At 60.7% G+C, this 17662-nt stretch carries 28 protein-coding genes and 1 tRNA gene; 13 read left to right on the forward strand and 16 right to left on the reverse strand.

Going from position 1 to position 17662, the window contains the following annotated elements; translation table 11 throughout:
* Nucleotides 1-14: 14 nt before the first annotated feature.
* The 3 genes from rbsK to INQ47_RS00115 all read left to right on the forward strand — a co-directional run bounded on the left by rbsK (nt 15) and on the right by INQ47_RS00115 (nt 2385).
* Nucleotides 15-923: a ribokinase gene (gene rbsK / locus INQ47_RS00105; protein WP_252460019.1), complete on the forward strand. Its 909-nt coding sequence runs from the start codon at nt 15-17 to the stop codon at nt 921-923.
* A complete protein-coding gene (gene rbsD / locus INQ47_RS00110) occupies nt 920-1318 on the forward strand; it encodes a D-ribose pyranase (protein ID WP_021782774.1) in 399 nt (132 codons plus the stop codon). Before rbsK ends, rbsD begins: the two co-directional genes overlap by 4 nt.
* Before the next feature lie 65 nt (nt 1319-1383).
* Complete coding sequence (locus INQ47_RS00115; protein WP_021782773.1) at nt 1384-2385, forward strand: nucleoside hydrolase; 1002 nt, start codon at nt 1384-1386, stop codon at nt 2383-2385.
* On the opposite strand, the gene INQ47_RS00120 is transcribed toward INQ47_RS00115, so the two are convergent.
* A complete protein-coding gene (locus INQ47_RS00120) occupies nt 2357-2569 on the reverse strand; it encodes a hypothetical protein (protein ID WP_003250649.1) in 213 nt (70 codons plus the stop codon). The two genes, INQ47_RS00115 and INQ47_RS00120, sit on opposite strands and share 29 nt — an antisense overlap.
* A 274-nt stretch (nt 2570-2843) precedes the next feature.
* Here INQ47_RS00120 and INQ47_RS00125 point away from each other — a divergent pair, with 274 nt between their 5' ends.
* Nucleotides 2844-3164 (forward strand): I78 family peptidase inhibitor, encoded by a 321-nt coding sequence (locus INQ47_RS00125; RefSeq protein ID WP_176683837.1) that lies wholly within the window; start codon nt 2844-2846, stop codon nt 3162-3164.
* A 201-nt stretch (nt 3165-3365) separates the two neighbouring features.
* On the opposite strand, the gene INQ47_RS00130 is transcribed toward INQ47_RS00125, so the two are convergent.
* Nucleotides 3366-3578, reverse strand: a complete 213-nt coding sequence (locus tag INQ47_RS00130) for a cold-shock protein (RefSeq protein ID WP_003250656.1) — start codon at nt 3576-3578, stop codon at nt 3366-3368.
* 162 nt (nt 3579-3740) lie between these two features.
* The gene (locus INQ47_RS00135; protein ID WP_404700711.1) at nt 3741-4046 is read right to left on the reverse strand and encodes a hypothetical protein; all 306 of its coding nucleotides are present in this window, start codon (nt 4044-4046) and stop codon (nt 3741-3743) included.
* 338 nt (nt 4047-4384) lie between these two features.
* On the opposite strand from INQ47_RS00135, the gene thrS reads away from it, so the two are divergent.
* From thrS to INQ47_RS00180, 9 genes are all read left to right on the forward strand, one after another.
* Nucleotides 4385-6307, forward strand: a complete 1923-nt coding sequence (gene thrS, locus INQ47_RS00140; RefSeq protein WP_252460016.1) for a threonine--tRNA ligase — start codon at nt 4385-4387, stop codon at nt 6305-6307.
* Nucleotides 6307-6858 carry a translation initiation factor IF-3 gene (gene infC / locus INQ47_RS00145; RefSeq protein WP_012052879.1) on the forward strand — a complete coding sequence of 184 codons (552 nt, stop codon included), beginning with the start codon at nt 6307-6309 and terminating at the stop codon, nt 6856-6858. The genes thrS and infC overlap by 1 nt, the downstream gene beginning before the upstream one ends.
* A 60-nt stretch (nt 6859-6918) precedes the next feature.
* Nucleotides 6919-7113 carry a 50S ribosomal protein L35 gene (gene rpmI / locus INQ47_RS00150; RefSeq protein WP_003250667.1) on the forward strand — a complete coding sequence of 65 codons (195 nt, stop codon included), beginning with the start codon at nt 6919-6921 and terminating at the stop codon, nt 7111-7113.
* A gap of 27 nt (nt 7114-7140) precedes the next feature.
* Complete coding sequence (rplT, locus tag INQ47_RS00155) at nt 7141-7497, forward strand: 50S ribosomal protein L20 (protein WP_003250671.1); 357 nt, start codon at nt 7141-7143, stop codon at nt 7495-7497.
* Between the two features lie 109 nt (nt 7498-7606).
* Complete coding sequence (pheS, locus tag INQ47_RS00160; protein ID WP_003250674.1) at nt 7607-8623, forward strand: phenylalanine--tRNA ligase subunit alpha; 1017 nt, start codon at nt 7607-7609, stop codon at nt 8621-8623.
* Between the two features lie 31 nt (nt 8624-8654).
* A complete protein-coding gene (gene pheT, locus INQ47_RS00165; RefSeq protein ID WP_404700712.1) occupies nt 8655-11036 on the forward strand; it encodes a phenylalanine--tRNA ligase subunit beta in 2382 nt (793 codons plus the stop codon).
* A 4-nt stretch (nt 11037-11040) separates the two neighbouring features.
* Nucleotides 11041-11343, forward strand: a complete 303-nt coding sequence (gene ihfA / locus INQ47_RS00170; protein WP_003250679.1) for an integration host factor subunit alpha — start codon at nt 11041-11043, stop codon at nt 11341-11343.
* Nucleotides 11324-11680 (forward strand): MerR family transcriptional regulator, encoded by a 357-nt coding sequence (locus tag INQ47_RS00175; protein ID WP_003250681.1) that lies wholly within the window; start codon nt 11324-11326, stop codon nt 11678-11680. Before ihfA ends, INQ47_RS00175 begins: the two co-directional genes overlap by 20 nt.
* 114 nt (nt 11681-11794) lie before the next feature.
* Nucleotides 11795-11871 (forward strand) — tRNA-Pro (locus INQ47_RS00180).
* Nucleotides 11872-11952: 81 nt separating this feature from the next.
* Here INQ47_RS00180 and INQ47_RS00185 read toward each other — a convergent pair.
* The 13 genes from INQ47_RS00185 to INQ47_RS00245 form a co-directional block, all read right to left on the reverse strand.
* On the reverse strand, nt 11953-13101 hold the full coding sequence (locus tag INQ47_RS00185; RefSeq protein ID WP_230685727.1) for a tyrosine-type recombinase/integrase: 1149 nt from the start codon (nt 13099-13101) through the stop codon (nt 11953-11955).
* Complete coding sequence (locus INQ47_RS00190; RefSeq protein WP_232905549.1) at nt 13002-13418, reverse strand: hypothetical protein; 417 nt, start codon at nt 13416-13418, stop codon at nt 13002-13004. Before INQ47_RS00190 ends, INQ47_RS00185 begins: the two co-directional genes overlap by 100 nt.
* 10 nt (nt 13419-13428) lie before the next feature.
* Nucleotides 13429-13605, reverse strand: coding sequence for a hypothetical protein (locus INQ47_RS00195; RefSeq protein ID WP_173857467.1), 177 nt, complete (start codon nt 13603-13605; stop codon nt 13429-13431).
* On the reverse strand, nt 13602-13835 hold the full coding sequence (locus tag INQ47_RS00200) for a hypothetical protein (protein ID WP_404700713.1): 234 nt from the start codon (nt 13833-13835) through the stop codon (nt 13602-13604). Before INQ47_RS00200 ends, INQ47_RS00195 begins: the two co-directional genes overlap by 4 nt.
* 14 nt (nt 13836-13849) lie before the next feature.
* The gene (locus tag INQ47_RS00205) at nt 13850-14587 is read right to left on the reverse strand and encodes a metallophosphoesterase (protein WP_404700714.1); all 738 of its coding nucleotides are present in this window, start codon (nt 14585-14587) and stop codon (nt 13850-13852) included.
* A 52-nt stretch (nt 14588-14639) separates the two neighbouring features.
* A complete protein-coding gene (locus INQ47_RS00210) occupies nt 14640-14858 on the reverse strand; it encodes a hypothetical protein (protein ID WP_392504900.1) in 219 nt (72 codons plus the stop codon).
* 46 nt (nt 14859-14904) lie between these two features.
* Entirely contained in the window at nt 14905-15060 is a 156-nt protein-coding gene (locus tag INQ47_RS00215; RefSeq protein WP_212627853.1) for a hypothetical protein, read from the reverse strand.
* Entirely contained in the window at nt 15057-15389 is a 333-nt protein-coding gene (locus tag INQ47_RS00220; RefSeq protein WP_404700715.1) for a hypothetical protein, read from the reverse strand. The genes INQ47_RS00215 and INQ47_RS00220 overlap by 4 nt, the downstream gene beginning before the upstream one ends.
* Nucleotides 15377-15943, reverse strand: a complete 567-nt coding sequence (locus INQ47_RS00225; protein ID WP_404700716.1) for a hypothetical protein — start codon at nt 15941-15943, stop codon at nt 15377-15379. The genes INQ47_RS00220 and INQ47_RS00225 overlap by 13 nt, the downstream gene beginning before the upstream one ends.
* Nucleotides 15940-16191, reverse strand: coding sequence for a hypothetical protein (locus tag INQ47_RS00230; protein ID WP_014591205.1), 252 nt, complete (start codon nt 16189-16191; stop codon nt 15940-15942). The genes INQ47_RS00225 and INQ47_RS00230 overlap by 4 nt, the downstream gene beginning before the upstream one ends.
* On the reverse strand, nt 16188-16562 hold the full coding sequence (locus tag INQ47_RS00235; RefSeq protein WP_172286076.1) for a hypothetical protein: 375 nt from the start codon (nt 16560-16562) through the stop codon (nt 16188-16190). Before INQ47_RS00235 ends, INQ47_RS00230 begins: the two co-directional genes overlap by 4 nt.
* Nucleotides 16563-16639: 77 nt before the next feature.
* The gene (locus INQ47_RS00240; protein WP_404700717.1) at nt 16640-17365 is read right to left on the reverse strand and encodes a hypothetical protein; all 726 of its coding nucleotides are present in this window, start codon (nt 17363-17365) and stop codon (nt 16640-16642) included.
* A complete protein-coding gene (locus tag INQ47_RS00245) occupies nt 17362-17628 on the reverse strand; it encodes a hypothetical protein (RefSeq protein ID WP_404700718.1) in 267 nt (88 codons plus the stop codon). The genes INQ47_RS00240 and INQ47_RS00245 overlap by 4 nt, the downstream gene beginning before the upstream one ends.
* Between the last annotated feature and the right edge of the window lie 34 nt (nt 17629-17662).

Raw genomic sequence — 17662 nt, forward strand, 5'->3', positions numbered from 1 at the left:
GCTAAGGAAATGTCATGAATGCCAAGGTTGTGGTGGTCGGCAGCCTCAATATGGACCTGGTGGCCCGCGCCCAGCGCCTGCCACGGGCCGGCGAAACACTCCCCGGCGATAGCTTTTTCACGGTGCCGGGCGGCAAGGGTGCCAACCAGGCCGTGGCGGCTGCGCGGCTGGGCGGCAGCGTGGCGATGATCGGCAATGTTGGGGATGATGATTACGGTCGGCAACTGCACCGGGCCTTATACGTCGAGGGGGTCGACTGTCAGGGCGTCAGCACCTGCCCAGGCGTGTCCAGCGGTGTGGCGCTGATCACGGTGGATGCCGCCAGCCAGAACTGTATTGTCATCGTTCCCGGCGCCAACGGCCTGCTGACGCCGCAGTCGGTGCTGCGCTTCGATGCGCTGCTGCAGGCCGCCGAGGTGGTCATCTGCCAACTGGAAGTGCCGACTGACACTGTGGCTTGCACGCTGGCCAGGGCGCGTGAACTGGGCAAGCAGGTCATCCTGAACCCGGCGCCTGCTACCGGCCCCTTGCCAGCGGACTGGTTTGCGCATATCGATTACCTTACCCCTAACGAAAGCGAGGCCGAAGCCTTGACCGGTGTGGCGGTGACCGATCAGGACAGTGCCCGGCGCGCCGGCGAGTGCTTGCTGCAGCTGGGGGCAGGCAAAGTGATCATTACCTTGGGTGCGCAAGGTGCCTTGCTGGTTACCGCCCAAGGCCATCAGCACTATCCTGCGCCGCACGTGCAACCGCTGGACACCACCGCTGCCGGCGATACCTTCATTGGTGGCTTTGCTGCCGGCCTGGTACGTGGGTTGGAGGAGGGTGAGGCGATCATCTTTGGTCAGCGTGCCGCAGCATTGTCGGTTACCCGTGCCGGTGCCCAACCGTCGATTCCCTACCTGGCGGAGCTGACGCCATGAAGAAAACCCCACTGTTGAACGTTGCCCTGTCGCGGGTCATTGCCGGCATGGGGCATGGCGATATCCTGGTGATCGGCGATGCCGGGCTGCCGGTGCCGCCGGGGGTGGAATTTATCGACCTGGCCATTACGCCTGGCCTGCCGGACTTCGCCAGCGTGCTGCGAGTGGTGCTGAGCGAATTGCAGGTTGAGCGGCACGTGCTGGCTGAAGAAATGCAAAAAGTGGTGCCACCCGCGCTGGTCGAAATCGAGCGATTGAAGGGCAAGCTGGGCAAGCGCGAATGGCTGGCCCATGAGGATTTCAAAGTACTTTCGCGCAGTGCCCGTGCGGTGGTGCGTACAGGCGAGTGCCAGCCCTACAGCAACATTGCACTCATCTCCGGCGTCACCTTTTAGCCGTTTCCACAAAAGACACCGGGGGGGGGCAAACGAATGATTCATAGGCAACAGGAGTGCCACCCATGCTCAAGTCCCTGCTACAAGGAATCGTCTTCATGGCCACAGCCTCGACCCTCCAGGCCGCCCCCATCGACCTGATCATTGACACCGATCCCGGCGCCGACGATGTGGTTGCGCTGTTTCTGGCCATGGCTTCGCCCAAAGAGCTCAATATCCGCGCCATCACCACCGTGGCCGGCAACGTGCGCCTGGACAAGACCTCGCGCAATGCCCGCCTGGCCCGCGAATGGGCCGGGCGCGAAGACATCCCGGTGTACGCCGGTGCCGGCCGCCCATTGGTGCGCACGCCTATCTACGCCGCCGACGTTCATGGCGAAGAAGGCCTCACCGGTGTCCAGGTGCACGAGCCGAAAGCGCCCTTGGCCCAGGGCAATGCCGTGCAATACCTGGTCGATACCCTCGGCGCAGCCAAACCGCACAGCATCACCGTCGCCATGCTCGGCCCGCAGACCAACCTGGCCCTGGCGCTGATCCAGCGCCCAGGCATCGTCAAAGGCATCAAAGAGGTGGTGGTCATGGGGGGAGCGCATTTCAACGGCGGCAACATCACCCCGGTGGCGGAGTTCAACCTCTATGCCGACCCGCACGCCGCCGAAGTGGTGCTGGCCAGCGGCGTGCAGCTGACCTACCTGCCTCTGGACGTCACCCACAAGCTGCTGACCAGCAACGCCCGCCTGACGCAACTGGCAGCCGTGAACAACCAGGCCAGCAAGCGCGTGGTGGACATCCTCAATGCCTACATCACCCACGACATGGACCTGTACGGCATGCCCGGTGGCCCTGTGCATGACGCCAGTGTCATCGCCTACCTGTTAAAGCCCGAGCTGTTCAGTGGTCGGCGCATCCACATGAGCATCGACAGCCGCGAAGGGCCCACTTTCGGCCAGACAATTGCGGACTGGTACGGCGTGCTCAAGCAGCCAGCGAATGTGCTGTGGGTGGAGCAGGGTGATGCCCAGGGGCTGTTCGACCTGCTCAGTGCCCGTCTGGCGCGATTGGAATAGCTGCGTGCGGCGCGTAGCGCTCGAACACCTGGTCGATGAAGCTGCGTGCCGCCTCGGCACCGTTGTCGCGCACCAACAGGTCGATGGCGATCAACAGCAACTCTTCCGGAGTGCCAGGGCTGTACGCGCTCTGGCCCTCGGCCCATTTGACCTTGATATCGGCATCGATGCTGTGGGTGCTCATGAAAAGCTCTCGCTGGGGGCCCGGAACGAAGGAGGAACACCTGACCCTGGTGTTCGATGGAGGCGGGATGCGCTCCACTTCTTGCAGCAAATCATGGCTTTGCGCCGGTGACCGTGCGGGCTAAGCATATGGCAAACACAGCACGTTGTGCAAAATCCGGTCACGATTGCTTTTCGCCTCCCTGCTACAGTTCAGGCAGACTTGACAGGTTTTGCAACAAATGATGAGCGGAGCTGTCGGATCAGGCAGTTCCCGGACCGATTTAGGAGGCTTCATGTTCCGTACCCGTGCTTACCTGGCAACTTTGGCTGTGGCTGCTGTCCTGGCGGGTTGCAGCACTGGTGGCAACGCTGATGGTGGGGCTGCGCCGGCCGCCCCAGCTGGCAACGATGGTCGCTGCCAGGCCAGTGGTGCCGACTTTGCCATTGGCAAACAGGCCAGTGCCGAATTGCTGGAGCAGGCACGCAAGGCCAGCGGCTCGCAGATGGCGCGCATTCTCAAGCCGCGCGATGTGGTCACCCTGGAGTACCGCTCAGAGCGCCTGAACCTGAACGTGGACGAGCAGGGCAGGGTAACCCGCGTCAACTGCGGTTGATGCACGCGGGGGCAACTGCCTTGCGCAAAATGTGAAAAGCCTGCGCAGTCGCCTGTAGGAGCGGGTTCACCCGCGAACACGGGCGAAGCCCGTGCCTTTCACCCTAAAGTCTGTTTCGCAGGCAATCCCGCCCCACTCAGATGATGCAATCACCCATAAAAAAACCCGCCACAAGGGCGGGTTTTTTTACAGCTATCCGAATTACTCCGGACGAACCTGTGCAGCCTGCATGCCCTTCTGGCCGCGCTCGGCGACGAAGGAAACAGTCTGGCCTTCTTTCAGGCTCTTGAAGCCGTCAGATTCGATGGCTTTGAAGTGTACGAACAGGTCGTCGCCGCCGCCTGCTGGGGTGATGAAGCCGTAGCCTTTCTCATCATTGAACCATTTGACGGTGCCTTGTTGGCGATTGGACATGGGTGAATCTCCAGAACATTTAGTTTTTTCATTGGTGCAATGCGGCCGAGGCTACGGAGCACGGGATACATCATAGTCTAATTCTGCGCATCTAGCGCCTTTTACCTTCGCAGGATATTGATCCAGCTCAAAGAATGGCTGGTCGTCGCTGACTTTAAGGTTTCAGCTCTTCGGTGCACAGGCCTGTTTCACCACCATCTGCGCCCTCTGCATCAGCTTGGCGTCAACGCCGTCCTTGCTGTCGAGGTCGGCAATCTCGGCGTCGGTGAAGTTCTTTTTGATAGCTTGCGCGCCGCAGTCGCAGTGCTTTTTCGCGGTGGCAGCGTCAACGCCCTGGCCGCTGGCCACTTGCGTGCACTGGGTCATGTAGCCGGCCTCCTTCCCGGGGGGGAAGTTGCCGGCGTTCGCAGCCATGGGCAGCAGCAGGGCGCCAGCGGCCGCCAGGGCCAGAAGAGACGGAACTCGCATCACCAGTTACTCCTTGGGTTAAGGTCTCATCAAGAGTAGGTTGCTTCCCAAAGTCTGAGCGGTATTTTTCCGCGTTAGTTCACCGCTGCGGTGCAATTTCCAAATATTTCTGCCTGGGGTGCAACCCGCGTGCTAGCATGCCCGGCTTGCGGTCGCGCTGTTGCCGGCTGCAGCTATCTTTTTTCTTTCCAGTCACTCTGGTTCGTTCCTGACAAGCCGAAAGGCTTCTGCCACTGTGGGGCAGGCTTCCTTTTACCGGAAGGCAGGTCGGATCTTGTACTGGCTCATCCCAACCCACGTGACCTTTGGTAGGGGTCACCACTAGGAGAGGAGGCGCCATGCCCGTTATTACTCTTCCCGATGGCAGTCAACGTTCGTTCGATCACGCCGTATCCGTAGCCGAAGTAGCCGCTTCCATCGGCGCTGGCCTGGCCAAGGCCACTGTGGCCGGCAAGGTCGACGGCAAGCTGGTCGATGCGTGTGACCTGATCAGCAACGACGCCACCCTGCAGATCATCACCCCTAAAGATGAAGAGGGACTGGAGATCATCCGTCACTCGTGCGCCCACTTGGTCGGCCACGCCGTGAAACAGCTGTACCCGACTGCCAGGATGGTGATCGGCCCGGTGATCGACGAAGGCTTCTATTACGACATCGCCTATGAGCGCCCCTTCACGCCAGAAGACATGGCCGCCATCGAAAAGCGCATGATGGCGCTGATCGAAAAAGACTACGACGTGGTCAAGAAAATGACCCCGCGCGCCGAAGTCATCGAGGTGTTCAAGGCCCGTGGCGAAGACTACAAGCTGCGTCTGGTCGAAGACATGCCGGATGAACAGGCCATGGGCCTGTACTACCACGAAGAATACGTCGACATGTGCCGTGGCCCGCACGTGCCTAACACCCGCTTCCTCAAGGCATTCAAGCTGACCAAGCTGTCCGGCGCCTACTGGCGCGGCGATGCCAAGAATGAGCAGCTGCAGCGCGTGTACGGCACCGCCTGGGCTGACAAGAAGCAGCTGGCTGCGTACATCCAGCGCATCGAAGAAGCCGAAAAACGCGACCACCGCAAGATCGGCAAGCAGCTCGACCTGTTCCACCTGCAGGAAGAAGCCCCGGGCATGGTGTTCTGGCACGCCAACGGCTGGACCGTCTACCAGGTACTCGAGCAGTACATGCGTGGCGTGCAGCGCGAAAACGGCTACCAGGAAATCAAGACCCCGCAGGTTGTCGACCGCATCCTGTGGGAGCGTTCCGGCCACTGGTCCAACTATGCCGAGAACATGTTCACCACTTCGTCGGAAAGCCGTGACTACGCGGTAAAACCGATGAACTGCCCGTGCCACGTGCAGGTGTTCAACCAGGGCCTGAAAAGCTACCGTGACCTGCCGCTGCGTCTGGCCGAGTTCGGTGCTTGCCACCGTAACGAGCCGTCCGGCGCACTGCACGGCATCATGCGCGTGCGTGGCTTCGTACAGGACGACGCGCACATTTTCTGCACCGAAGAACAGGTGAAGAAAGAAGCCGCCGACTTCATCAAGCTGACCCTGGACGTGTACAAGGACTTCGGTTTCAGCGACATCGCCATGAAACTGTCCACTCGCCCGGCCAAGCGTGTCGGTTCCGAAGAGTTGTGGGACCGCGCTGAAACCGCGCTGGCCGACGCCCTGAACGAATCCGGCCTTGAGTGGGAATACCAGCCTGGCGAGGGCGCCTTCTACGGCCCGAAAATCGAGTTCACCCTGCGCGACTGTCTCGGCCGTAACTGGCAATGCGGTACCCTGCAGTACGACCCGAACCTGCCAGAGCGTCTGGATGCCAGCTATATTGCCGAAGATAACAGCCGAGTTCGCCCGGTCATGCTGCACCGCGCCATCCTCGGTTCGTTCGAGCGCTTCATCGGCATGCTGATCGAACACTACGCTGGCGTGTTCCCGGCGTGGCTGGCCCCAACCCAGGCGGTGATCATGAATATCACCGACAAACAGGCCGATTTTGCCCTTGAGGTTGAGAAATCTCTGAACGGAAGCGGTTTCCGTGCCAAGTCGGACTTGAGAAATGAGAAGATCGGCTTTAAAATCCGCGAGCATACTTTGCTCAAGGTCCCGTACCTTTTGGTTATAGGGGACCGCGAAGTCGAAACGCAAACCGTCGCTGTGCGTACTCGCGAAGGCGCAGACCTGGGCTCCATGCCCGTCGCCCAATTCGTTGAGCTACTGACACAAGCGGTTTCCCGGCGTGGTCGCCAAGAATCGGAGTAATGACTATTAAGCGTGAAATGAGAAACGATAAGCGTGCTGTACCGAAGGCCCCGATCAACGAGAATATCTCGGCCCGCGAGGTTCGGTTAATTGGCGCAGACGGCGAGCAGGTTGGCATCGTCTCGATTGATGAAGCGCTGCGTATCGCTGATGAAGCGAAGCTGGACCTGGTAGAAATCTCTGCAGACGCGGTACCGCCCGTCTGCAAGGTCATGGACTACGGCAAGCACCTCTTCGAGAAGAAGAAGCAGGCTAACGAAGCCAAGAAAAACCAGAAGCAGATCCAGATCAAAGAAATCAAGTTTCGTCCAGGGACGGAGGATGGGGATTACCAGGTAAAACTACGCAACCTGGTACGTTTCCTTACCGATGGGGACAAGGCCAAGATCTCTCTGAGATTCCGTGGTCGTGAGATGGCCCACCAGGAGCTGGGCATGGAGCTGTTGAAGCGGGTCGAAGCCGACCTCGCCGAATACGGCACCGTTGAGCAGCATCCGAAGATGGAAGGACGCCAGCTTATGATGGTCATCGCCCCCAAGAAAAAGAAGTAATCTCCCGGGCACGGCAGGCCTGATGATTATGTGTAATTTTATCGAATGCGGAGTTCCAACATGCCAAAAATGAAAACCAAGAGCGGTGCTGCGAAGCGCTTCCTGAAGACAGCTTCGGGCTTCAAGCACAAGCACGCTTTCAAGAGCCACATCCTGACCAAAATGTCGACCAAGCGTAAGCGTCAACTGCGCGGTGCCAGCTTGCTGCACCCGTCCGACGTCGCAAAAGTCGAGCGCATGCTGCGCGTTCGTTAATTCTGGTTAAGATAGAGGAAGTTACTCATGGCTCGTGTTAAGCGCGGCGTTATCGCTCGTAAGCGTCACAAAAAAATTCTGAAACTGGCTAAAGGTTACTACGGTGCACGTTCGCGCGTATTCCGTGTAGCCAAGCAAGCGGTCATCAAGGCAGGCCAATACGCCTACCGCGACCGTCGCCAGAAGAAGCGTCAGTTCCGCGCACTGTGGATCGCTCGTATCAACGCCGGTGCCCGCACCAACGGTCTGTCCTACAGCCGTCTGATTGCTGGCCTGAAAAAGGCTTCGATCGAAATCGACCGTAAGGTTCTGGCTGATCTGGCAGTGAACGAAAAAGCGGCGTTTGCTGCGATTGTCGAGAAAGCTAAAGCCGTTCTGGCTTAAGTACCCGCGACAATCACCCTGCGGTGCTAGCGCTGCCGGGCATTGAACGTCATCGATAGGGGAAGAGCCTTCAAAGCTCTTCCCCTATTTTCGTATCTGGAGTCTGTACATGGAAAACCTGGATGCGCTGGTCTCCCAAGCCCTAGAGGCCGTGGAACGCGCTGAAGACATCAACGCCCTGGAACAGATCCGGGTTAATTATCTCGGCAAGAAGGGCGAGCTGACCCAGGTGATGAAGACCCTGGGCAACCTGCCAGCCGAAGAGCGGCCGAAAGTCGGCGCGCTGATCAACGACGCAAAAGAGCGCGTCACCGTTGTGCTCAATGCCCGCAAGGCTGCCTTTGAGGAAGCCGAGCTCAGCGCTCGCCTGGCTGCCGAATGCATTGACGTCACCCTGCCAGGCCGCGGCCAGGCCACCGGTGGCCTGCACCCGATCACCCGTACACTCGAGCGCATCGAGCAGTTCTTCACCCACATTGGCTACGGCATTGCCGAAGGCCCAGAGGTGGAAGACGACTACCACAACTTCGAAGCGCTCAACATCCCTGGCCACCACCCGGCGCGGGCGATGCACGACACCTTCTACTTCAATGCCAACATGCTGCTGCGTACCCACACCTCACCGGTGCAGGTGCGGACCATGGAGTCCACCCAGCCGCCCATCCGCATTGTGTGCCCGGGCCGCGTATACCGCTGCGACTCGGATATCACCCACTCGCCGATGTTCCACCAGGTCGAAGGCCTGCTGATCGATCGCGATATCAACTTCGCCGACCTCAAGGGCACCATCGAAGAATTCCTGCGCGTATTCTTCGAAAAAGAACTGGCGGTCCGTTTCCGCCCATCGTTCTTCCCCTTCACCGAGCCGTCTGCAGAAGTCGACATCCAGTGCGTGATGTGCTCCGGCAACGGCTGCCGCGTGTGCAAGCAAACTGGCTGGCTGGAAGTGATGGGCTGCGGCATGGTGCACCCGAATGTGTTGCGCATGTCCGGCATCGACCCAGAAGAGTTCCAGGGCTTCGCCTTCGGCATGGGTGCCGAGCGCCTGGCCATGCTGCGTTATGGCGTCAACGATTTGCGTCTGTTCTTCGACAACGACCTGCGGTTCCTAGCCCAATTCCGCTAGGCCCAATCGACGCAACTTTCAGGAGAACAGCATGAAATTCAGTGAACAGTGGCTGCGCGGTTGGGTCAACCCGCAAGTCTCCCGTGACGAACTGGTCGCCCGCCTGTCCATGGCCGGCCTCGAAGTTGACAGCGTTACCCCCGCTGCCGGCCAGTTCAGCGGCATCGTCGTGGGCGAAATTCTCGCCACCGAGCAACACCCGGACGCCGACAAGTTGCGCGTGTGCCAGGTAAGCAGCGGCCAGGAAACCTTCCAGGTTGTGTGCGGCGCCCCTAACGCCCGCCCAGGCATCAAGATCCCGTTCGCCATGATCGGTGCCGAACTGCCAGGCGACTTCAAGATCAAGAAGGCCAAGCTGCGCGGTGTCGAGTCCTTCGGCATGCTGTGCTCGGCTGCCGAACTGCAGATCAGCGAAGAAAACGACGGCCTGCTGGAACTGGCTGCCGACGCTCCGGTTGGCGAAGACATTCGCACGTACCTGAGCCTGGATGATGCCAGCATCGAAATCGGCCTGACCCCGAACCGCGGCGACTGCCTGTCCATCGCCGGCCTGGCCCGCGACGTCAGCGCCCTGTACGACACCCCGGTCACCCGCCCGGTGGTGCCAGCCGTAGCGGCCGCCCATGACGAAGTGCGCCCGGTCGAAGTCAGCGCCCCGGCTGCCTGCCCGCGCTACCTGGGCCGCGTTATCCGTAACGTCGACCTGAGCAAGCCAACCCCATTGTGGATGGTCGAACGCCTGCGCCGCAGCGACGTACGCAGCATCGACGCTGCCGTCGACGTCACCAACTATGTGATGCTCGAACTCGGCCAGCCGATGCACGCCTTCGACCTGGCAGAAATCAACGGCGGCATCCGCGTGCGCATGGCCGAAGAGGGCGAAAAGCTCGTCCTGCTCGACGGCCAGGAAGTTGCCCTGCGTGCCGACACCCTGGTCATCGCCGACCACACCCGCGCCTTGGCCATCGCCGGCGTCATGGGTGGCGAGCACAGCGGTGTGAACACCGAAAAAACCCGCGACCTGTTCCTGGAAAGTGCCTTCTTCGAGCCGATTTCCGTTGCCGGCAAAGCCCGTTCCTACGGCCTGCACACCGATGCCTCGCACCGCTACGAGCGCGGCGTCGACTCGCAACTGGCCCGCGAAGCCATGGAGCGCGCCACGCAGTTGCTGCTGGACATCGTTGGCGGCGAAGCCGGTCCTGTGGTCGAAGCGGTCAGCGAACAGCACCTGCCACAAGTAGCCCCGGTCACCCTGCGCGCCGAACGCATCACTCAGATGCTTGGCATGGAAATGGACCCAGCCCAGGTCGAGCAGTTGCTCAACGCCCTCGAGCTGACCACGACCAAGAGCGGGGAAGGGCAGTGGACCGTCAGCGTGCCAAGCCACCGCTTCGACATCAGCCTGGAAGTGGACCTGATCGAAGAACTGGCCCGCCTGTACGGCTACAACAACCTGCCGGTTCGTTACCCGCAAGCCCGCCTGGCCCCACAGGGCAAGCCGGAAACCCGCGGTGACCTGCCGACCCTGCGCCGCCTGCTGGTTGCCCGCGGCTACCAGGAAGCCATCACCTACAGCTTCATCGACCCGAAACTGTTCGAACTGTTCAGCCCGGGCGTAGAGCCGCTGCTGCTGGCCAACCCCATATCCAGCGACATGGCGGCCATGCGCGCCTCGCTGTGGCCGGGCCTGGTCAAGGCACTGCAGCACAACCTCAACCGCCAGCAAGACCGCGTGCGCCTGTTCGAAAGCGGCCTGCGCTTTGTCGGCCAACTGGGTGACTTGCAGCAGCAGCCAATGATTGCCGGCGTCATCACCGGCAGCCGCCTGCCAGAAGGCTGGGCCAACGGCCGCGACGGTGTCGACTTCTTCGACGTGAAAGCCGACGTGGAAGCCCTGCTGGGCTACTCCGGCGCCCTGAGCGACTTCACCTTCAGCGCCGGCAAACACGCAGCCCTGCACCCAGGCCAGACCGCTGCCATCGAGCGCGACGGCAAGCTGGTCGGCTACCTCGGCGCCATCCACCCGGAGCTGGCCAAGGCCCTGGGCCTGGACCGCCCGGTATTCCTGTTCGAGCTGGTGCTGGGCGACGTGGTCGAAGGCCGCCTGCCGAAATTCAGCGAGCTGTCCAAGTTCCCGGAAACCCGTCGTGACCTGGCTTTGATCGCAGGACGTGATGTGGCTTCTAGCGCGGTGCTTGAATTAATTCGTGACAATGCAGGCGAATGGCTCACAGACCTCAGGCTGTTTGATGTGTACCAAGGTAAAGGCATTGATCCTGATAGAAAAAGCCTTGCCGTCGGCTTGACCTGGCAGCATCCATCGCGCACTCTTAACGACGATGAGGTGAACACTACCCTGCAAAATATCCTCACCTCGCTCGAACAAAGGTTGAACACCACGTTAAGGAAATAACGGCATGGGTGCTCTGACGAAAGCTGAGATGGCCGAAAGGCTGTACGAGGAGCTGGGGCTTAACAAGCGTGAGGCCAAGGAGCTGGTCGAGCTGTTTTTTGAAGAAATTCGGCACGCACTTGAAGAGAACGAGCAGGTCAAGCTGTCCGGTTTCGGCAACTTCGACCTTCGCGACAAACGCCAGCGGCCGGGCCGCAACCCCAAGACAGGGGAAGAGATCCCGATCACCGCACGGCGCGTCGTCACCTTTCGTCCAGGGCAGAAGTTGAAGGCCCGGGTTGAGGCCTATGCTGGAACCAAGCCATAACGACGAACTGCCCCCCATACCGGGCAAACGCTACTTCACCATTGGTGAAGTAAGCGAGTTGTGTGCCGTAAAGCCACACGTGCTGCGGTATTGGGAGCAGGAGTTCGACCAGCTGAACCCTGTGAAGCGGCGGGGGAACCGGCGGTATTACCAGCGCCAGGATGTGCTGATGATCCGCCAGATTCGTGCACTGCTGTATGACCAGGGGTTCACCATTGGCGGGGCGCGGTTGAGGCTCTCCAGTGATGAGGCTAAGGATGAATCCAGCCAGTACAAGCAGCTGATTCGGCAGATGATTGTTGAGTTGGAGGATGTGTTGGTGGTGTTGAAGAAGTAAACCGGGTTTCTGATGAGTGGAAAATTTTTTGAGAAAAAGCTTTCATTTATCAGAGAGTTAGGGTACATTCTTCAACGTTCTCGGCAAGATTGAGAACATGCTTCAAAGCCCAGTCGGGGCGTAGCGCAGCCCGGTAGCGCACTTGCATGGGGTGCAAGGGGTCGAGTGTTCGAATCACTCCGTCCCGACCATATATTTCAACGACTTAGCCACCTTAGGGTGGCTTTGTTGTTTCTGGGCATAGTGACTTTTCGAGTGACTTCGCCTTTTCATCACCCAATTCTCCTCTTCAGTATTGTCAGCACAGGTCCGCGTGAATCTGTGGCCGATACCTTGTTTGCTGCCTCGATCAGCTGACCGATCTCCGCGCCGGAGTAGTGACTGGTCACGCTGCCATTCTTGTGACCCAGAAGCGACTTGCGATCTTCTTCTGAAACACCGGCTGCCTTCAGGCGCCTGCCGAAGGTATGCTTAAGGTCGTGAATCCTGATAGAAGCGAACCCAGGGTGTGCCGGCCGTAGATGCTGCTCCTGCCAGAGCTTTGCCGCGCGCACCCGCGCTTTCTTCCAGGCCGAATCGTTCATCCGGTGCATCGCGGTGCCGTTGTAGGGGAACACCCATTCCCGTGAAAGCCCGCGCTGCTTCTCTATGATCGATCTGGCCACATCGTTCAGCACCACCAGACGCTCGTCCCGGTTCTTGACCCCAGAGTTCTCATGCCTGCCGCCGAACTCGGCCGGTATGAGAAACACGCTGGTGCCAAGCTCTGGCACAGAGATCTCCCAATCCCACCTCAGCTTGCAGACCTCCTGCTCGCGGCAGCCCGTGTTCACCTTGAACAGGGCCATCCGCTGCAAATGGTCTGGCAATTCCCCGAAGAGAACCGATTGCTCCTCCCATGACATGGGGTAGGGCTTTCGGCTCGCCTTCTTCTCTTCCAGCTTGGTTAGCAGCGGCACGCTGTCCAGCCACGGCCGGCGCTCCTCGTCCCGCCATTTCCTGCACGCCAGCGATAGAACACGGATCGCTCGTTCGATTGCGATGTTGACTGTCCTGTTGCTCACTCCCTTTTTCACCTTCCCATCCGGTAGCACTACATCGGCCTTTCTGTCACGAATGAACGGGGCCAGGGCCTCATCATCGATATGCGTCAGCGGCAGGTGGCCGATATAGTCGTCCAGCTGGTTCAGGTACAGCGCAGTGATCCTGAATGAGGGCTGATCCTTGTGCTCGACCAAGTATTTGGCCGCTGCGGCGCTGAACGTCTTGATCTCGCGCACGCCATAGACTTTGCGCAGGCGCATCTTCTCCAGTAAATGGATCAGGTATTGCTCTGCTTCTTCCCGGTCACAAGTGCCAGTGCTCTCTTGAATTCGCTCTCCCCTGTAGATTTTGTCGATTTTCCAGATGCCGCTCGGCATTTTCTGGAGGCCTGTGATTGCCTTTTTGGCCATGGATTCTCCTTGGAGGTCACGGCCAGACGCTCGCTGCGAGGCCGATTGTTGTCTTGATCGGCGGCCTTTTCAACGGCCATCGCCTCGATGTACGCGTCGACCCAGGCGTCCAGCTCAAGTCGATCAAACCCAATGCCTTGCTTTCCAATCGGAAATTCGCGCACGAATGGGCGGACGGTGTTCTTGAATTCGTCTCTGCACATGCCGAGATATCCGGGCGCATCACCGGCCCGGATGATTCTCGGCAGCAAGCCTGGCTGCACTGCAGCAGTGGCGTTTGCCATGTGGGCCTCCTCAGGCCGTGAAGTGGTGCCCGACCTGCGCCGCGCGTGCGGCTTCCTCGGTGCGGAACATGAGTTCTTTGGTTCCAGGCCAGCCCTCGGCCGTGTATTCCACGGATACCCACCAGTGGCCGAACTTGCGGTACGGCTCGCCGAGGATCTTCGTGACGTAGCAGTCGATCAGGTTCATGGATGGTCTTCACCTTCGACGATTGAATGCTCGACCGTGCGAGACTGGGGATCGGCATCGCCCAGGAAAACCATGTTCAGCGCGGTTTCCTGCAGGCTGCCGACCTCGTCGGTGCCTTCCTCGTCCTCGCTGAGAACGGGCAGGGCCTGGTGGCGGATCATGTCGATGCTCAGGCCCTCGGGGATGTCGAACCTGGTGGTGATGGTGGTCTTTACGGTGATCACTGGCATGGATGTCTCCTGGCTCAGTCCCAGCTGAGCTTGGCGCGTGCGGGCGGGATGGTTTCGAGCGCGGACAGGTCCAGCAGGGTGAAGAAGCCGCCGTCTTGCGGCCGCCAGCCCATGGTGTCGATATGGATGACGTTGCCGAGCGCCGCCGGCTTGTGCAGCGGGGTGTGTCCGACCACCAGAGCCCGCAGGCCTTGCACGCCCTCGGTCTCGGCAAGCTCAATGCGGCTGCGCGACCACATGCAGGTGTTCTGGGTCAGCCGCAGCTGCTTGGCGGTTTCCGGCGCCTCAAGCGCGGCCCGCAGCTCATCCCAGGACGGGAATGGGCAGTCGGCGTGCACGATACCGACCAGGCCTCCTGGCGTCTCCACCTCGATGGCAATCGGCAGTTCGCGGAACTGGGCGGCGAACTCGCGTTGTTCATCCCAGGCCAGGACGGCGAACCAGGCGCCGCCGTTGTACACCCAGTTGTCCACGTCGCAGGTATCGAACCGGCAGACGTAATCGTCATGGTTACCGCGCACGGCGTGGAACCATGGCTTGGCCAGCCAGGCGAGCACATCTCGGCACTCTGGCCCGCGATCCACCAGGTCACCGACGCTGAACAGCCGGTCAACTGCTGTATCGAAGCCGGCTGCATCCAGGGCAGCCTGCAGCCGGGTGAAGTGCCCGTGGATGTCGCCGACCGCGAAATCGCGGCCAGCCGTGTTTGCGGCGAAGCGCTTGATGCGCACCACCTCGATGTTTTCGAGCATGCAGGATCCTCGCCCGCGCATGTCGGCGGGCTTGAGTAGTTGGGGGGAGGGGTTAGGCGCGGTGGCCGCGCTTGATGAACCAGTCGAGGGCGTCGCAGATCAGCAGGTTTTCGTACCAGTCCTCGATCTCCCGCTGCTCATGGCGATCGCGGAAGAACATCGGTCCGAGGTAGTTGTGCCAGCTCATGAACACCCGCGTACCGTCGGCCAGTGGTAGGCGGTAGAACGGTGATCGGCAGACAAAGCCGTGCTCAATACGGATGCAGGTCATCGCGACCCCCTGTAGATCAGGTAGGCCATGTACATCAGGGGCAGGATCATGATTTGCGCTCCAAGAAGCACCAGACCAGCGCAGCAAATCCGCAGGCGATACCGATCAGGTAGCCGATCGCCGCGGCGCCATTGGAGCCGACACCATTGGCCGCAATGAAGAACAGTAGCGACAGGATTAGGCAGAATTGGTAGTTGGTCATTGGCACAGCTCCTTCGGTACTCTGACGGTTTCGCCGCGGGCGTGGTGCACTACGGCACGGGCTGCAGCTTCTGCCCGTGTATCGCCGGGCTGGCGGTCGAGAGGGTGACCCGACACACAGGCCAGCCAGGGCCAGCTGTACCCGCGCTCGATCCACATGCCATGCTTCTGGATCAGGTGCTCGCCGGTTGCGTCGTCGATGGCCTGGTCACCGAGCGGCAGTTGCAGCTGGCCGACCGCGGCTGGCACCGGACCGTCCACCAGTTCAACGGCCCAGAGCAGCGCCTTGCCGGAGAGGTCGCAGGTTTGCACTTTTTTCAGGTCTGGCATGATTCCACCTGCTTGCGGTAGCCGGCGTCATACAGCGCTTCGCAATCAGCCCGATTCACACCGAAGCCAGTTGCCGCGTGCATGGTCTCGGCCATCTCCACAATGGCTTTCTCGCGATCTTCCGCCTTGATCTGCTCAAGCGAGCGACGAGGGCGAACACGCTTTGCCTCGTCTCGATACATGGCAATCTTCCTGCCGCACTGAACCACACAGAAGTCCTCGCGGCCTTCCGGGTCTTCACCTACGGCAACGCAAACCCCGTCGTGCCAGTCTTCGAAGTCTTCGCAGGCGAATGATGCTTCAACCGGGGTGCCAACAGGCGGAAGACCTTCACCATCCCATCGCGTCGGTCGAGGCGTGATGTACTGCACCTGGCTCCGGGTGAAGTTGTGCCGGTGATCTCCGGTGCCTCCCCCATAGGGATAGGCGCGATCCTCGGCCCCGACGACGGCGTACTGGTCCATGCTGATCCACACCTCAGTGATACCGTGGTGGGCGACCAGGCCGTGGCCGTCTGCCCAGTCAGGCGCCTTGCTCCAATCGATCTTGCTCACAGCTGATACCTCTCATCAATCCAGCGCCCAGGCGCCAGTGCGGGTGTAGGTTCGGGTTGTGTTTCGTGCGGGGAGAGCTGGCGCTGGTTGCCGGCCTGCAGCTGGCTGTCGGGGATGCAGCTGATGCCGACCCCGTTGAGCAAGTAGCAGGTCACGCCGCGCTGGCTGTCGTGCTGCACGTCGATGACGTTCTCGGTTGCGCTGGCGCCGGTGGCCAGCAGCAGGAGGCAGAGGGCGAGGCGGGTCATGATTTGCTCCCGATCGATGCCGCCGCCTCTACGATGGCCCGGCGGGTGGCGCGGAAAGGATCGTCGCCGTGGTAGATATCGAACTCGCCGAAGCGCTCGGCATCCACGACGGTGTACGGGTCGGTATCGCCGTCGAAGGGTTCGACGATGTGGATCTGGATGCCCAGGCGGTCGCCCCGGCCCATCAGCACGGCCAGGCGCAGTGCGTCGCCATCGTTGATCAACGGGTTCCAGTGAGCACGAACACCCGACTGACCCTTCAAGCGGAAAGGCCACTTTGGGTCGCGGCAGGTGCATGGCTCGATCTCAAGCTGTGCGGCCTTGGCGGCCAGCTTGAGCAGTTCAAGATCGCGTTCGTCTACTTCGGACACAGGCATTCCTTGGCCGCTATATCGCGGCAGTGAATAGAGGGGAGAGGGGTCACAGTCGGGTGGGGTACAAATGTTCTCTACAGTGCGAGTTCGGTCTGTGGCTCGCGCTGCCAGATCGGTGAACTGGTGTGTGCTTCGATACGATCAGCGATCACGCTGGCACGCTGGCCGGAAGAAGGAGGGGTGTACATGCCGAATCGGCTGACGCTTCCTCCGTTCACCGCAGCGTTGGTGCTGTCGGCTGATGCCAGGGGCAGGCTTTGGAAGATGGCGGGATCAAGCATGCGCAATCCATGCAGACGGCATAGAGGCCGACCGTGATCGTCGCAGATCGCATCCATCGCGACACCCATGCGCTTCCACCATGCGGCGGTACCCGGCGAACGCCACTGGCCTGAGCTGCCCAGGGCGACCGTGCGCCAGGACTTGGCCAAGTGCTGCAGGCGCTCGATCGACTCATGCATGTGCCAGACGGGCACGCCCGGCAGATAGCCGGGCCATTGTTCGAGCAAGCGGTCGTTGGCGTCTTCGTCCCCATCGATCACATCAGGGATCAATGCCCAGTCGAAGCCGGGATGCCGGTGCCAGTTATCCACCCAGCGGGTATAGCCTTCCACGTCGACCCGACCGCCTTTCTTCCACACGGTGAATGCGCCGTTGTCGAAGACGAAGGACTGGCAGGCCTCGGCGACAATGCCCATGTCGTCTTGCCGCGGGAATGGCACCAAGGCGTGTCGGCCGGCCAGCAGCCGCGCCGCGTCTTGCCGGGTGCCGCCGATTGGCGTGCCGTGGTAGTGGATCATCCGCTCAACCTCACCGTTTCAATCTCGACGCCCTGGTGCACTGCTTTGATCACTTGGTCGCCGCCGAAGCGCTCGGCCAGTTGATCGGCGATCTGCTCGTGCCAGCCCTGCTTGATCAGCGCCGTGGCAGTCTTGATGTGCTCGACGCTGATCATCGATTGGCTGCGGATCTCCAGGCTGTAGACGATCACTGCTCCATCGCTGGGGCAGGCTGCTGTGAACATGTGTCGGTAGGTGTTGCAGGATTGTTTTGATAAAGGCATGGGCGCTCCGCCGTTTGTGTGAGGCTGCAAACCA

The sequence above is a fragment of the Pseudomonas sp. 3HC3 genome, from assembly GCF_044904505.1.
GTDB lineage: Bacteria > Pseudomonadota > Gammaproteobacteria > Pseudomonadales > Pseudomonadaceae > Aquipseudomonas > Aquipseudomonas putida_Y.

Coding starts and splice junctions, on each gene's coding strand:
- INQ47_RS00135 (WP_404700711.1), bottom strand. CDS start 4,046: ATGCGAGTTCCGTCTCTTCTGGCCCTGGCGGCCGCTGGCGCCCTGCTG.
- INQ47_RS00125 (WP_176683837.1), top strand. CDS start 2,844: ATGTTCCGTACCCGTGCTTACCTGGCAACTTTGGCTGTGGCTGCTGTC.
- INQ47_RS00200 (WP_404700713.1), bottom strand. CDS start 13,835: ATGCCAGTGATCACCGTAAAGACCACCATCACCACCAGGTTCGACATC.
- ihfA (WP_003250679.1), top strand. CDS start 11,041: ATGGGTGCTCTGACGAAAGCTGAGATGGCCGAAAGGCTGTACGAGGAG.
- INQ47_RS00195 (WP_173857467.1), bottom strand. CDS start 13,605: ATGAACCTGATCGACTGCTACGTCACGAAGATCCTCGGCGAGCCGTAC.
- INQ47_RS00115 (WP_021782773.1), top strand. CDS start 1,384: ATGCTCAAGTCCCTGCTACAAGGAATCGTCTTCATGGCCACAGCCTCG.
- INQ47_RS00245 (WP_404700718.1), bottom strand. CDS start 17,628: ATGCCTTTATCAAAACAATCCTGCAACACCTACCGACACATGTTCACA.
- INQ47_RS00240 (WP_404700717.1), bottom strand. CDS start 17,365: ATGATCCACTACCACGGCACGCCAATCGGCGGCACCCGGCAAGACGCG.
- rplT (WP_003250671.1), top strand. CDS start 7,141: ATGGCTCGTGTTAAGCGCGGCGTTATCGCTCGTAAGCGTCACAAAAAA.
- rbsD (WP_021782774.1), top strand. CDS start 920: ATGAAGAAAACCCCACTGTTGAACGTTGCCCTGTCGCGGGTCATTGCC.
- pheS (WP_003250674.1), top strand. CDS start 7,607: ATGGAAAACCTGGATGCGCTGGTCTCCCAAGCCCTAGAGGCCGTGGAA.
- INQ47_RS00120 (WP_003250649.1), bottom strand. CDS start 2,569: ATGAGCACCCACAGCATCGATGCCGATATCAAGGTCAAATGGGCCGAG.
- INQ47_RS00230 (WP_014591205.1), bottom strand. CDS start 16,191: ATGACCCGCCTCGCCCTCTGCCTCCTGCTGCTGGCCACCGGCGCCAGC.
- INQ47_RS00175 (WP_003250681.1), top strand. CDS start 11,324: ATGCTGGAACCAAGCCATAACGACGAACTGCCCCCCATACCGGGCAAA.
- INQ47_RS00130 (WP_003250656.1), bottom strand. CDS start 3,578: ATGTCCAATCGCCAACAAGGCACCGTCAAATGGTTCAATGATGAGAAA.
- INQ47_RS00185 (WP_230685727.1), bottom strand. CDS start 13,101: ATGCCGAGCGGCATCTGGAAAATCGACAAAATCTACAGGGGAGAGCGA.
- pheT (WP_404700712.1), top strand. CDS start 8,655: ATGAAATTCAGTGAACAGTGGCTGCGCGGTTGGGTCAACCCGCAAGTC.
- INQ47_RS00205 (WP_404700714.1), bottom strand. CDS start 14,587: ATGCTCGAAAACATCGAGGTGGTGCGCATCAAGCGCTTCGCCGCAAAC.
- INQ47_RS00215 (WP_212627853.1), bottom strand. CDS start 15,060: ATGACCAACTACCAATTCTGCCTAATCCTGTCGCTACTGTTCTTCATT.
- INQ47_RS00210 (WP_392504900.1), bottom strand. CDS start 14,858: ATGACCTGCATCCGTATTGAGCACGGCTTTGTCTGCCGATCACCGTTC.
- rbsK (WP_252460019.1), top strand. CDS start 15: ATGAATGCCAAGGTTGTGGTGGTCGGCAGCCTCAATATGGACCTGGTG.
- rpmI (WP_003250667.1), top strand. CDS start 6,919: ATGCCAAAAATGAAAACCAAGAGCGGTGCTGCGAAGCGCTTCCTGAAG.
- INQ47_RS00220 (WP_404700715.1), bottom strand. CDS start 15,389: ATGCCAGACCTGAAAAAAGTGCAAACCTGCGACCTCTCCGGCAAGGCG.
- INQ47_RS00190 (WP_232905549.1), bottom strand. CDS start 13,418: ATGGCAAACGCCACTGCTGCAGTGCAGCCAGGCTTGCTGCCGAGAATC.
- thrS (WP_252460016.1), top strand. CDS start 4,385: ATGCCCGTTATTACTCTTCCCGATGGCAGTCAACGTTCGTTCGATCAC.
- infC (WP_012052879.1), top strand. CDS start 6,307: ATGACTATTAAGCGTGAAATGAGAAACGATAAGCGTGCTGTACCGAAG.